Here is a 12,140-nt window from a genome sequence, read left to right as displayed (position 1 = left end):
GGCCGCGCGGTCTTCCTGATCGCCCGGCTGTTCGCCCACCAACATCATCGCCGCCCCGGCCTTTCCCTGACCGAAGACCGTTTGCGTGGCGTTCTCGAAAAGCGGGCAGCCCCGGCAAGTTTCGGCCGCGGCCTGCAACGACTCTAGCGATTGATCTTCGGTCAGGGAAAGGCCGGGGCGGCGATGATGTTGGTGGGCGAACAGCCGGGCGATCAGGAAGACCGCGCGGGCATGCCCTTCGTGGGACCTGCGGGCCGCCTACTCGCTCGTGCCCTCGACGACGCGGGAATTGATCCGGCATCGACGTATCAGACCAACGCCGTCAAGCATTTCAAGTTCACCCGCAAAGACGGCAAACGCCGGATCCATCAGAAGCCGGGCCGTACCGAGGTCGTCGCATGTCAGCCCTGGCTGATCGCCGAGATCGTGGCGGTGCAACCGGAGGTGATCGTGTGCCTCGGTGCCACCGCCGCGCAATCGTTGCTGGGGAAGGCATTTCGGGTGTCGGCCCACCGCGGTGAGGCCACGCGGCTACCCACGGACATCGACGTGCGACTGCCGGCCGAGCCTGTCGTGGTGGCCACCGTTCACCCGTCCGCGGTGTTGCGCGATCGCAGCGGAGACCGCGACGAGTTCTACAAGTCGTTCGTCGAGGACCTGCGCAGCGCAAGCAGCCGGCGCCGCTGAGCCGGCGTTACTTCTTCTTGTGCGGCAGGAACTCCTGCGCCTTGGTTTTCAGACCCACCTTGATGAAGCCGGTCCGGTCCTCGTCGCCGCCCAACACTGCGGCGGTGGCGGCCTTGAACTGTTCCCAGGTGGCGTGCGGCGGAATCGGAGGCATGTCGGGGTCGGTGTAGACGTCCAGCACGGTGGGCCGGTCCGCCGACAGGGCCTCGCGCCAGGCTTTGCCGAGTTCGTCGGGATCCTTGACAGACAACGCGTTGAGCCCCAGGCCGGCGGCGAACCCGGCGAAGTCGACGTCGGGAAGTGCTTGGGATTCCACGAATTTCGGTGCGCCGGCCATGGCCCGCATCTCCCAGGTGACCTGGTTGAGGTCGTTGTTGTGCAGGATGGCCACAATCAGGCGCGGATCGTCCCACTGCTGCCAGTACCGTTTGATCGTGATCAGTTCGGCCATGCCGTTCATCTGCATGGCGCCGTCGCCGGCGAACGCGATGACCGGCCGTTGCGGGTGAGCGAATTTCGCGCCGATCGCGTACGGCACGCCGGGCCCCATGGTCGCCAGGTTCCCCGACAGCGAACCGCGAATATTGCCGCGGAACCGCAGGATTCGCGCGTACCAGTTGGCGGACGAGCCGGAGTCGGCGGTGATGATCGCGTTGTCGGGTAGCTGGGAGGAGAGCTCGGAGAACAGCCGCAGCGGGTTGACCGGGTGGGCGCTGACATCCGCTTCCATCGCCATGGTTTCCCACCAGCGCGCCACATTGGCCTCGATGCCCTCGCGCCACGACCTGTCTTCCTTGCGGTGCAGATGGGGAATCAGGGCCTTGAGTGCGGCCTTCGCATCGGCAACCAGGTTGATCGCGTACGGGTAGCGCATTCCGATCATTCGCGCGTCGACGTCGATCTGCACCGCTTTGCACTGCCCGAACTCGGGCAGGAACTGGGTGTAGGGAAAGCTGGATCCCACCGTCAGCAGGGTGTCGCAGTCGCGCATCATCTCATAGCTCGGCCGGGTGCCCAGCAGGCCGATCGAGCCGGTGACCCAAGGCAATTCGTCGGACAGCACGTCCTTGCCCAGGAGCGCTTTGGCGGCGCCGGCGCCCAGCAACTCGGCAACCTCGACGAGTTCCTCGCGAGCTTCGCGCGCGCCGGTTCCCACCAGCATGGCGACTTTCTTGCCCTCGTTGAGAACTTGTGCGGCGCGCGCGATTGCGGCGTCGTCGGGGGCGATGGCGGGCCATTCGACGCCCAAACTGGACGGCACCATCTTGAAGGCGTGCGTGGGAGCGGAGTACGGCAGCTCCTGGACGTCGGCCGGGATGATCAGTGCGGTCGGGGCGCGCTGGGTCAGCGCCACCCGGATGGCGCGGTCCAGGACGTTGGGTAATTGCTCTGGGACGGTGACCATCTGGACGTAGTCGCTGGCGACGTCCTTATACAAGCTCAGCAGGTCGATCTCCTGCTGGTAGGACCCGCCCATGGCGCTCCGGTTGGTCTGCCCGACGATGGCGACCACCGGCACGTGGTCGAGTTTGGCGTCGTACAGACCGTTGAGCAGATGCACCGCGCCGGGTCCCGACGTGGCCATGCACACCCCGACACGGTTGGTGAACTTCGCATAGCCGACCGCTTCGAACGCGCTCATCTCCTCATGGCGTGACTGGATGAACATCGGCTGATTGTCTGCCCGCCCCCAGGCGGCGAGGATGCCGTTGATGCCGTCTCCGGGATAGGCGAAGACGTGCTGGACGTCCCAGGCTCGCAATCGCTCCAGCAGGTAGTCGCTGACTTCTTGTTTGGACATTGATTTCCCTCCTAGCCAGAGCAATTCACACGATCGATGCAAATCAGACGTTGGATCGGCCAGTGCGCGCAGTCATCGGCGCCATCGTCGCAACTGCCGCACAGCCATCCCGGCCGCGGCGGCAAGGGCCGCCGTCCCGGTACCACCGAGGAGGCCATGATGCTGAGAGGCCCACAGCTGAACACTGCGGCCGGTGGACTGGTCGTCGAAGATGCCGTGCGCGCCGAAGTCGCGACCCTCGCTGCCGTCGGCGGGTTCCCACAGGTTGGCGGGCTGGTCGGGCGGGCGCGGATCTTCGGTCTGCTGCGAGTCGAAGCCGGTTCGGGCGAGGTAGCGATCGAGCAGGCCGGGAGCTATTGCGTTGGCGGCCAACGTCCCAACCGTGCTGCCGCCCACCCAATACTCGCGCCGCCTGGGATGGTCCGCCGCATACAGCACTGCGCGGGCGGCGATCTCGGGCTGGTAGATCGGGGGAACCGGCTGGGCCTGACGGGGCAGCCGCGACAGCACCCAGGAGAATTGGGGGGTATTGACCGCCGGCATCTGCACCATGGTGACGCGAACTTTGCTGCGCTCGTGCAGCAACTCGCATCGCAGGGCCTCGTGGAACCCCTGAATCGCGTGCTTTGCACCGCAGTAGGCGCTTTGCAGCGGAATTCCACGGTAGGCGAGCGCGGAGCCGACCTGCACGATGGTGCCCGCGTTCCGGGGTTTCATTCGCCGCAGTGCCGCCATGGTGGAGTAGACGTAGCCGAGGTAACTCACCTCGGTGACGCGGCGGAATTCTGCGGGGGTGATCTCCCAGAAGGGCGAAAAGACCGACGTGAAGGCAACATTGACCCATACGTCGATGGGCCCGAACGCCCGTTCGGCTTCCTCGGCGGCCGCCTCGCACTGCTCAGGATCGGCCACGTCGGTAGGTATCACGAGGGCTTTGCCGCCGGCCGCCTCGATTTCACTGGCCGCGGCGGCCAGCCCTTTCTCGCCCCGGGCGACCAAGCCGACCTGCGCGCCGCGTGCGCCGAACGCTCTGGCTGTAGCGCGTCCGATTCCGCCACTGGCCCCCGTGACGACCACAGTTTGACCCGAGCGCACAGCTTCCCCACTCACGTAGGTCGTGATACCCGAATTTCCGGCCCTTATACGTGCCAGCAACAATTTCCTACGAGCACGATTGTGAAATCATCTGTTTTCCGTGGTCACCCGCTCGCTGCCGGTGCGGTTTCCTTCGCCGTCGGGTGGGACCGTGCCCAGCCAGCCGTCCAGATCAGGGCCCAGGACTATCGCGTGGCCGGGAGCACGCAGCGCCCCTGCGCCGAGCGCAGGTAGCGCGGGTTCCACAGCGCGTACCCGGCGGTCATCGCCGTAGTGACTGAGTAGTTTCGACGTCAGTTGCGGCAAGCGGACCTCACGCGGACCGGTGACGGTGATCGGGGGATGCGTCTGACCCAGAGCCGTCTCGACCAGGACGTCGGCGACGGTATCGGCGGCAATGGGCTGAATCATCCAGTCCTCGACGAGGACGTCGCGCTCGTTGAACGTCACTGCGGCCGGATTGGTGGCGAACTCGAACCACTGGGTGGACGACACCATGGTCGCCGGGACCGGACTGGACAGCGTTATCTCCTTGGCTGCGCGTTTGGCCACGTAGTAAGGGAATTCGTCGAAGGCGGGATCTTCGATGCAGGCGATGGTCAGCGCGACCACGCGCTGGACCCCCTGCGCGGCGCACGCCCCGACCAGGTTGCGCGTGGCCGTCGTGACGGTGTCGACGATGTCGGAATCGCCATCGGCCGGCATCGGGTTCGAGACGTCGATCACGACGTCGACACCCTCCAGTGCCTCAGTCAGGCCGTGGCCGCTGACGAGGTCGACGCCGAACGCGCGGGCAATCCCGACCACGGCGACGCCGCGGCCCTTCAGCCTCGCAACGACGCGGGCTCCGGCTGTGCCGCTGGCTCCGATGACAGCGATCGTGATCGTGTGACAGCCCCCCTCTCGCACATTTCTGCGCGCCGGCCCGGCCAAGCCCCGCCGAAGTTTGCAGATACCCGGGAATTCGCCGTCCAAACGAGGGCCACCGGATGCCCTTGGGCCACCGCGCTGACCAGGAAGAACTGGCCTCGTCACGCGGAAATTGTTTGACGGGCCCGGCCGCGGGAAGTCGGTACCTGCGACCGATTCGATATCGGCCGCGTTGTGCCGGAACCAGGTTCGCGGCCAACGAATACAAGCTCGCTACCACGGAAGGACATACCCATGGGGGATGAAAAGAGCGGACCGGCCGAAGGCGTCTCGGGAGTCGTCGAGGGTGTCAAGGGCAAGATCAAGGAAGTCGGCGGAGCCGTGACCGGCAGCGACGACCTCCGCAAGGAAGGGCAGGCGCAGCAGGACAAGGCCGACGCGCAGCGCGATGCGGCCAAGAAAGAGGCCGAGGCTGAATCTGCGCGTGGTGGTGCGAAAGCCGCCGAAGAGCGCCAGAAAGGTCACCAGTAGTTTGTCGGGTCCGGTCCTCACCTATCGCGATACCATCGCGGACCTCGAGGACCGGGCCCGCCAACGAATCTCGTTGTGCCGCAACCGATATCGGGGAAGGTTGTGCGATGGGCCTGGTCGACCGTGTACGCAGCGCCGTTGGCTTTCTACGGGCCGGTCACCCGACGGGCATGCCGGGCTACGTGCCGCTGTTTGCGCTATTGCCGCGCCGCGTTTCCGAAGACGAAATCACCGCGATCGTATGGCAACTCGTCGCCAACGGCCGGCGGCGGGTCGACACCGCTGACGTCGGGGTCGAGATCACCCGCATCACTCAAGCGATGCCGTTACCGGATGACGTCGAGCGCGTCCGCAGACGACTCGCCGGCGCAGGCTAGGGCGCAGCGTTGTTCCATGCGCCCGCGACAAAAACCTAGGCAGAAACGAGCAACTAGATGAATCACCCCGCCGCGGACCCTGCGCGGCAGCAGAACCCCAGCCACGGCGTCCCCGCCGTCCTGTTCGACGTGGACGGAACGCTCGTTGATTCCAACTACCTCCATGTCCATGCCTGGCAGCGGGCTTTCGACGACGAAGAAATAGCGGTTGCGGCTTGGCGCATCCACCGCAGTATCGGCATGGACGGCTCGAAGCTGGTCGGCACCCTGTCCGGCAATGCGTCCGACGACGTGCAGGAGCGGCTCAGTAACGCGCACAGCCGGTACTACCGTGAGCTCACCCCGTTGCTGGCGCCGTTGCCGGGTGCACGCGATTTGCTGCGCCGTGTCGCCGATCTCGGTTTGCAGGTCGTGCTGGCCAGCTCGGCCCCCGAAGACGAGTTGGAGGTGCTGCGCAAGGTACTCAACTGCGAAGAGGTCATCTCCGCGACGACGTCGTCGCACGACGTCGATACCGCCAAGCCGGAACCCGGGATCCTGCAAGTCGCACTGGACCGGGCCGGCGTGACCGCAGAACAGGCTGTGTTCGTCGGCGACGCCGTCTGGGACGCGCGCGCCGCGCTGGCCGCGGGGTTGCGGTGCATCGGCTTGCTGAGTGGCGGTATTTCCGGCGCGGAGTTGCAGACAGCCGGTGCTGCAACGATATTCGCTGACCCGCAGGACCTGCTGGACAACTTGGACTCCACTCGCATCGCCGAGTTGGCATCAAATGTCTAGAGACTGAGCGGCTTACACCCGCTCGAGGTCCACCGCGAGCGGCCTGTGATCGGAAATCGACATCGGCTCGGTCTCGGCGGCAGTGCCTCGCAGACGGCGGTCATCGGTCAGGATGTGGTCGAGCTGACGGTTGGGATTGACCGCGGGAAAGGTCGCGGCCACCGCCAGCGGTCGCATGCCCGACCAGCGGCGCACCGCCGGAAGTGTGAGATTGAGATCGCCGGTCAGCAGGCGCGGGCCCGGGAAGCCGCGCAGGTCGCGGATCAACCGTCGCAGCTGGCGTCGATTCCAGCCGGGCACGAACGACAAATGCGTGTTCGCCACCGTGAGCGCGCCAAGCGGGGTGCGCAGCTGCGCGATGACCGCCGCCCGCGGTTCCTCGTCGACGATCATCACCCGGTCGGGTCCGGGCAGATACATGGGAAAGCGCAACGGAATTCGCGGCAATCGCACCACCTGCCAACTGTCCACCGGAAACCGGGACAGCAGCGCGATCCCATAGGCGGCCGTGCCGGGCTGCTCGTCACCGGTAGCGGCCATCCAGGTGGCGCCCGGTGTCCCGGAGATCGCGGCCACGAACCGGTGCGCCACGGCGCCCATGGCGTCGGCCGCGAGCGCGGTGAGGTCGGCCCGGTCGGACCGCGGCTGGTCACAGTCCACTTCTTGCAGGGCGAGTATGTCGGGATCAAGGCGGCGCACACAGTCGCGCAGCCGCGCCGGATCCACCCCGTCGCCGACGGTGCGGCCGTGCAGGATATTGAAGGTCGCCACCCGCATGGCTACCCGAGGGCCCCCGGCACTCCGTCGCGGGCGGCCACCGAAAGCCCGTCGCCGGTATCGAAAACCTCGATGACGACATCGCTGTCGCGGTAACACCCCAGCGGGGTCAATCCGGGTGTGGCCGCGATGATGGTGTGGGCCTTGTCCCCGGTGAGCGGATAGCCGGGTACGGCGCGCCGCCAGTGCGCGGCGATGACGGTGGCTCCGGGCAGCAGCCGGGGGCACTCCCGCCGCAACACCGCGGCCAATGTGTCCGCGTCCAGGTAGTAGGCGACCTCGCTGAGCACCACCAGGTCGAACGGTCCGGGGGGCCACTCTGCGTCCAGCGAGGCCCTCGCCAAGGTCACCTGGCCGCGCAACCTGGCAGCGCGCAGCCGCTCATTGGCGACGCTGACGGCAGCACCGGCCACATCCACCGCCGTGATGTGATCACAGCGCAACGCCAGCATGGCGGTCAGTGTCCCAATTGAGCACCCAGGCTCGAAAGCGTGCCGGTAGCGGCGATTTGGCAGCATCGCCATGGTGATCGCGTACTTGCGCTTTTCGTACCAGCGCGATGTCGAGTGCCACGGGTCGGCGTCGCCGGCGTATATCCGGTCGAAGTAGGTGTCGGGTAGTCGGCTGCCCATCGGAATATCACCTCTCTCATCGCGAGCAGTCGCTGCAGCACGAGCGCCAGGATGCTAAAGCATTGCGCGGCATGGCGTTTACGTTCAGCGCCCACTCGGAGGCACCGAATGGGCTGGTTCCCAGAGTACCTCAGGACGGCGCAGGCTCCGCCGGTTCCGCATCAGTGGCACCAAAAGCCTTGTCGTCCAGTACAATTCAATTCATCGTTTGGACTGAGTGCTAACCATGCTCGAGCCGTCATCAGCACGGCCGCCCGGCCAGTCGTCCAAGCTCGGCCAGATCCCGCTCCGCGTGGCTTTGGCGGACGTAGATGGTGAGGTCGGCCACCCGCTGGGCGTGCCGGCCGTCCTGACACAGCGGGCCCGGCCCCAGTGCGCGGCCGGTGCGGGTGATGGCTTCGTCGACCGCATGTTCCACCACGGTTCGGGCGCGACGGGCCACCAGCTGAGCGATGCCGGCCCGGTCGAATGGATCGGAGTCGATCTGCGCCGCCGCGGAGCCCAGAATCGCCTCGCCGGCGGCAAGTGCGGCGTCCACGGCGCCCAGGTGAGCGAGCGAGTAGGCGTCGGCCGATTCGCTACTGGCGCAACGGTACAGCGGATTGGCGACGCGGCGGGCACCGCCCAGCCAGCAAGCCGCCACGCCGATTGCGCCATGCCAGAAGCCGGGACGGCTCAGGTAGTCACCGGGGTCGCCGACGGCGACCGCATGGGCGTTGCTGAACTGGACCGGCCGGGTGTCGCTGCCGGCCATTCCGGCATTCCACCAGGTGCTCGGCAAGGGTTTGACGGCCGGATCGGTGATCGTGACGGCGAACAGGCCGTATTGCCCATTCTCGATCCGGGCGGTCACCAGCGCATGGGTGCAAAAGCCGGCGCCGGCGCACCACACCTTTGTCCCGTTGAGTGCGAACGTACCCCCGGCGATCTCGGTGGCGTTCAGAACCGCATCGGGAGACTCGGTCGCCCACACCGCCCACAGCTGACCCGGCTCCGGTGGCTTGCCGCCCAATTCGTCGAGGATGGCAACGGCATCGACATGGGCCTCGGCGATTCGGGCCGCCACGATGTCCTCCTCGGCCAGCAGCGCCAGCCGCTGCCAGCGCTCTGCGGTGCGCCCGGAAGCGGGCAGAGGCAACTCCAGTCGCCCCGATTCCAGCCAGTGCCGTACCAGACCGGCGGTCACACGCTACCTCCCGTCGCTGTTCGCCCCGGTTCGCCAGCTGGTGGGCGAAACGGGGCGGGTCCCGGGCCCGGGCGCGCGGAAAGTCCGCCGACCAGCCAATATGCCCGCGCGCTGAAACCCATGTCGGCGCCGTGAATGTGTTCGTCCTCCGCCCGGTAAGCAGATCCGGATGGCTGGGGCCGACATAGCTGCGGATTGCCCGTTCCGCAACCGCTTAAACAGCAGGGAAACGAGTTGAACAGCGGGGAAACGGTCGGCCAGGTTGCCCAACCCGGCGCCGGGGTATGACCTATCCACGATGGCAACTGTCGAGACGCGCACCGATTCGCCGGCGTACTGCGCCCCGTTGCGCGAGGCGTTACGTGGTGCCGCGTCGGCATTGAAAGAGCACGGACCACATTTCGCGCTCGCCGGCAGCTACGCGCTGTGGGCCTACGGCGCGCCCGAACCCTGTCACGATGTCGATCTGGTGGTCGCGGAGTCGGACGTCACCGCCGCCGAGGCCACGCTCAGCGATGCTGGATTCTCCGTCGAGCACCCGCCGGAGGACTGGCTTTTCAAGGCGCGCACCGGTGACACGGTGGTCGACGTGCTTTACCGGGTCAACGGCGTGCCCGTCGATCGAGCCACCTTGGACAGCGCCGAGCAGCGCGACGTACTGGCGATCGGTATGCCGGTGCTGCCGCCGACCACGGTGCTGATCCAAAAGCTGCGTTCGCTGGGCGAGCACCATTGCGACTTCGCCAAGCTGCTGCCGGCCGTGCGGGCCATCCGCGAACGGGTGGACTGGGATCTGGTCAGTGCCCAGACCGCCGACAACGACTACGCCGTCGCCTTTCTGGTATTGGCGCAGCGGCTCGGCATCACCGCTCAGTGATTACGGAGTTTGGTGATCAGCTTGTCTTTAGTCAGCGATGAATAGCCTGACATCCCAAGCTCTTTGGCCCGCTTCTTCAGTTGCGGGACAGTCCAGTCCGCGTAGGACCCGGCCTTGCCGCCTTTGCGGCCCACCGAGGATTTCCCGCGCGACGCGGTCGCATTGGAAATCCGCGCGGCCTTCTCTTTCGAATCGCCTTTCTTGCGCAGCTCCCGGTACATCTTCTCGTTCTTGATCGACGAGTTGGGCATCGTCACCTCCTGTGATGGGACAACGGTGCCAGGGTGCCCGGGCCCGGAGGGGGTCAAACCCGCGACGCGGCAACTCTTAGGCCGGTACCGGGTCCGTGCGCCGCTCCCAGCAGCGGTGCTCGGCCAGGGCGGCGGCGAATCGGTCGACGAACTCGTCCGGCAAGGTGTCCGCCGCGGCCCCCGTCGTGACGACGGATTGGTCGCTCACCACCTCGGTGCCATCGGCGAGGCCGGCATTCACATGCGCCTCGCGCAGCAGGTCGATCCCGGCGCCGAACGCCCCGATCGGCTTGAGATGCTTGTAGGCCTCGGTCACGAAATGCACAGCGTAGCCGTCGCCGGCGAGGGTGGCCACCGATTGCGGTCCGCACGCCACCACGACCGCGTCGTAGAGCACCGAAGCCATCGTCGTGAACGCCCTGTCCACCGGCAGCTCGCCGCCTGAGCCACCGCTCAAGTTGCCACCGGCAACCGGCGCCAACACCTCGACGATGGCGCCCCGCTGATCCATCAATTCCTTAAACCGCTGCACCCCAACGACATCCACGCCATCAGCAGCCAGCACGGCAATCTTGCGCGACTCAATGGTGTCGCTGACCGCGATCTGCGACAGCGCCGGCGACGCGGGCACCGAGTCATCGACCGGCTCCTCCGGCGGCTCGGGTAACCCGAGCTTTGCGGCCACCTGGGTGGCCAGATCGTGGTCCACGCGAACGAGTTGCGCCACTACCGCCTTACGGATATCGGGCACCTCGACCTTGCCGAGTTCGAAGGCGAAGGCCGCAACGATGTGTTCGGCCTCCACGGCCGACATGCTCTTCCAGAACATCCGCGCCTGGCTGTAGTGGTTTTCGAAAGACTTGGCGCGCTTGCGCATGGTTTCGCCGTCGAGCCGCTGCGTGTAGTGGCGGAATACGTTTTCGTCGGCCAGCGCCGGACATCCGCCACCGATGGTGTTCTTGAAGTAGCTGGATCGCCCCTGCGGGATCGCATGCTGCCCGTACCCGTCCTGTTGGTTGTTGCGCACCTCGGCCACCGGCCGGTTGACGGGCAACTGCGCGAAGTTGGGGCCACCCAATCGGATCAACTGAGTGTCTAGGTAGGAGAAGTTGCGGAACTGCAACAGCGGATCGTTGGTGAAGTCGATGCCGGGGACCACGTTCGCGGTGTGGAACGCAACCTGCTCGGTCTCGGCGAAGAAGTTGTCCGGGTTGCGGTTCAGCACCATCTTTCCGACGGGCCGCACCGGAACCTGTTCTTCTGGAATGATTTTCGTCGCGTCGAGCAGGTCGAAGTCGAAGTTGAACTCGTCGGCTTCGGCCACCAGCTGCACGCCCAGCTCCCATTCCGGATACTGGCCGGCCTCGATCGCTTCCCACAGGTCGCGCCGGTTGTAGTCGGGGTCCTTTCCGGCGATCTTCTGCACCTCGTCCCAGATCAGCGAATGCGTTCCCAGCCGCGGCTTCCAATGGAACTTCACGAACGTGCCCTCGCCGCGGTCGTTCACGAGCCGGAAGGTATGGACACCGAAGCCCTGCATCATCCGGTAGCTGCGCGGTAACGACCGGTCCGACATCAGCCACATGATCGCGTGCAGCGTCTCCGGTTGCAGCGAGACGAAGTCCCACAACGTGTCGTGCGCCGACTGCGCCTGCGGGATCTCGTTGTGCGGCTCGGGCTTCACGGCGTGCACGAAGTCGGGAAACTTGATGCCGTCCTGGATGAAGAAGACGGGAAAGTTGTTGCCTACCAAGTCGTAATTGCCTTGCTCGGTGTAGAACTTGGTGGCGAATCCGCGAACGTCGCGCACGGTGTCGGCCGAGCCGCGCGATCCGGCGACGGTCGAAAACCGCACGAACACCGGAGTACGGGTGCCCGGTGTGGTCAAAAATCTCGCCGCGGTGTATTCGGCCAGCCAATCGTCGTACGGCTCGAAGAAGCCGTAAGCGCCGGCACCGCGCGCATGAACGACGCGCTCCGGGATGCGCTCGTGGTCGAAGTGGGTGATCTTCTCGCGAGCGTGGAAATCCTCGAGCAGCGTCGGTCCCCGTTCGCCGACCGTCAGCGCATCGTCGGTGTGGTCAACCCGCACCCCTTGCTGGGTGGTCAGGTATCCGGTGTCCCGCCGCACCCGGGAGGGCTCCAAGTCCCGCTGTTTCGGATCGTCCCCGTGTTTCGGATTATTAGAGGTGTGGTCGGCGCCCACGGCTCGTCCCCTTACCTGTGTGTCTGCTTGTTGTCTGGCCATGCCGGTTGTCCGACCACTTCGAGTAGCCACC

Annotated in this window: 12 protein-coding genes and 1 pseudogene; 5 read left to right on the top strand and 8 right to left on the bottom strand. The window is 66.1% G+C overall.

Translation table 11 applies throughout. From position 1 onward, the window contains the following. Nucleotides 1–153: 153 nt before the first annotated feature. Nucleotides 154–687, top strand: a pseudogene (locus A5791_RS20105) (UdgX family uracil-DNA binding protein); the annotation flags it as partial. Nucleotides 688–694: 7 nt separating this feature from the next. Here A5791_RS20105 and A5791_RS20100 read toward each other — a convergent pair. The 3 genes from A5791_RS20100 to A5791_RS20090 all read right to left on the bottom strand — a co-directional run bounded on the left by A5791_RS20100 (nt 695) and on the right by A5791_RS20090 (nt 4,468). Then, on the bottom strand, nt 695–2,488 hold the full coding sequence (locus A5791_RS20100) for a thiamine pyrophosphate-requiring protein (RefSeq protein ID WP_067240500.1): 1,794 nt from the start codon (nt 2,486–2,488) through the stop codon (nt 695–697). A 72-nt stretch (nt 2,489–2,560) separates the two neighbouring features. After that, complete coding sequence (locus A5791_RS20095) at nt 2,561–3,565, bottom strand: SDR family oxidoreductase (protein WP_082967033.1); 1,005 nt, start codon at nt 3,563–3,565, stop codon at nt 2,561–2,563. Nucleotides 3,566–3,670: 105 nt separating this feature from the next. Next, nucleotides 3,671–4,468 carry an SDR family oxidoreductase gene (locus A5791_RS20090; protein ID WP_067240575.1) on the bottom strand — a complete coding sequence of 266 codons (798 nt, stop codon included), beginning with the start codon at nt 4,466–4,468 and terminating at the stop codon, nt 3,671–3,673. Between the two features lie 279 nt (nt 4,469–4,747). On the opposite strand from A5791_RS20090, the gene A5791_RS20085 reads away from it, so the two are divergent. The 3 genes from A5791_RS20085 to A5791_RS20075 all read left to right on the top strand — a co-directional run bounded on the left by A5791_RS20085 (nt 4,748) and on the right by A5791_RS20075 (nt 6,138). Continuing rightward, entirely contained in the window at nt 4,748–4,984 is a 237-nt protein-coding gene (locus A5791_RS20085; protein WP_067240495.1) for a general stress protein CsbD, read from the top strand. Nucleotides 4,985–5,091: 107 nt separating this feature from the next. Continuing rightward, nucleotides 5,092–5,361 carry a DUF3349 domain-containing protein gene (locus A5791_RS20080; protein ID WP_067240492.1) on the top strand — a complete coding sequence of 90 codons (270 nt, stop codon included), beginning with the start codon at nt 5,092–5,094 and terminating at the stop codon, nt 5,359–5,361. Between the two features lie 57 nt (nt 5,362–5,418). Next, nucleotides 5,419–6,138, top strand: coding sequence for an HAD family hydrolase (locus A5791_RS20075; protein ID WP_067240489.1), 720 nt, complete (start codon nt 5,419–5,421; stop codon nt 6,136–6,138). 12 nt (nt 6,139–6,150) lie between these two features. Here A5791_RS20075 and A5791_RS20070 read toward each other — a convergent pair whose 3' ends face one another. From A5791_RS20070 to A5791_RS20060, 3 genes are all read right to left on the bottom strand, one after another. Further along, entirely contained in the window at nt 6,151–6,915 is a 765-nt protein-coding gene (locus tag A5791_RS20070; RefSeq protein ID WP_067240487.1) for an endonuclease/exonuclease/phosphatase family protein, read from the bottom strand. A 2-nt stretch (nt 6,916–6,917) separates the two neighbouring features. Next, nucleotides 6,918–7,547, bottom strand: coding sequence for an SAM-dependent methyltransferase (locus A5791_RS20065; RefSeq protein ID WP_067240484.1), 630 nt, complete (start codon nt 7,545–7,547; stop codon nt 6,918–6,920). Between the two features lie 241 nt (nt 7,548–7,788). Continuing rightward, a complete protein-coding gene (locus tag A5791_RS20060; RefSeq protein WP_067240482.1) occupies nt 7,789–8,733 on the bottom strand; it encodes an acyl-CoA dehydrogenase in 945 nt (314 codons plus the stop codon). Nucleotides 8,734–9,031: 298 nt separating this feature from the next. Between A5791_RS20060 and A5791_RS20055 the strand changes: the two genes are divergently transcribed. Continuing rightward, the gene (locus A5791_RS20055) at nt 9,032–9,610 is read left to right on the top strand and encodes a nucleotidyltransferase (protein ID WP_067240479.1); all 579 of its coding nucleotides are present in this window, start codon (nt 9,032–9,034) and stop codon (nt 9,608–9,610) included. Here A5791_RS20055 and A5791_RS20050 read toward each other — a convergent pair. Both A5791_RS20050 and A5791_RS20045 read right to left on the bottom strand, forming a co-directional pair. Continuing rightward, the gene (locus A5791_RS20050; RefSeq protein WP_067240573.1) at nt 9,604–9,861 is read right to left on the bottom strand and encodes a Rho termination factor; all 258 of its coding nucleotides are present in this window, start codon (nt 9,859–9,861) and stop codon (nt 9,604–9,606) included. The two genes, A5791_RS20055 and A5791_RS20050, sit on opposite strands and share 7 nt — an antisense overlap. A gap of 76 nt (nt 9,862–9,937) precedes the next feature. Next, nucleotides 9,938–12,109: a catalase gene (locus A5791_RS20045; RefSeq protein WP_082967025.1), complete on the bottom strand. Its 2,172-nt coding sequence runs from the start codon at nt 12,107–12,109 to the stop codon at nt 9,938–9,940. Nucleotides 12,110–12,140: the final 31 nt, after the last annotated feature.

Origin of the sequence: Mycobacterium sp. 852002-51163_SCH5372311, assembly GCF_001667115.1 — a bacterium.
Classification (GTDB): domain Bacteria; phylum Actinomycetota; class Actinomycetes; order Mycobacteriales; family Mycobacteriaceae; genus Mycobacterium.
Note: the sequence above shows the minus strand (reverse complement) of the source record. Positions and strands in the feature narration are given on the sequence as shown.

What these genes read in the sequence shown, in the direction of transcription:
- A5791_RS20100 (WP_067240500.1), bottom strand. Translation starts at nt 2,488, where the DNA reads ATGTCCAAACAAGAAGTCAGCGACTACCTGCTGGAGCGATTGCGAGCC.
- A5791_RS20085 (WP_067240495.1), top strand. Translation starts at nt 4,748, where the DNA reads ATGGGGGATGAAAAGAGCGGACCGGCCGAAGGCGTCTCGGGAGTCGTC.
- A5791_RS20080 (WP_067240492.1), top strand. Translation starts at nt 5,092, where the DNA reads ATGGGCCTGGTCGACCGTGTACGCAGCGCCGTTGGCTTTCTACGGGCC.
- A5791_RS20075 (WP_067240489.1), top strand. Translation starts at nt 5,419, where the DNA reads ATGAATCACCCCGCCGCGGACCCTGCGCGGCAGCAGAACCCCAGCCAC.
- A5791_RS20070 (WP_067240487.1), bottom strand. Translation starts at nt 6,915, where the DNA reads ATGCGGGTGGCGACCTTCAATATCCTGCACGGCCGCACCGTCGGCGAC.
- A5791_RS20065 (WP_067240484.1), bottom strand. Translation starts at nt 7,547, where the DNA reads ATGGGCAGCCGACTACCCGACACCTACTTCGACCGGATATACGCCGGC.
- A5791_RS20055 (WP_067240479.1), top strand. Translation starts at nt 9,032, where the DNA reads ATGGCAACTGTCGAGACGCGCACCGATTCGCCGGCGTACTGCGCCCCG.
- A5791_RS20050 (WP_067240573.1), bottom strand. Translation starts at nt 9,861, where the DNA reads ATGCCCAACTCGTCGATCAAGAACGAGAAGATGTACCGGGAGCTGCGC.
- A5791_RS20045 (WP_082967025.1), bottom strand. Translation starts at nt 12,109, where the DNA reads ATGGCCAGACAACAAGCAGACACACAGGTAAGGGGACGAGCCGTGGGC.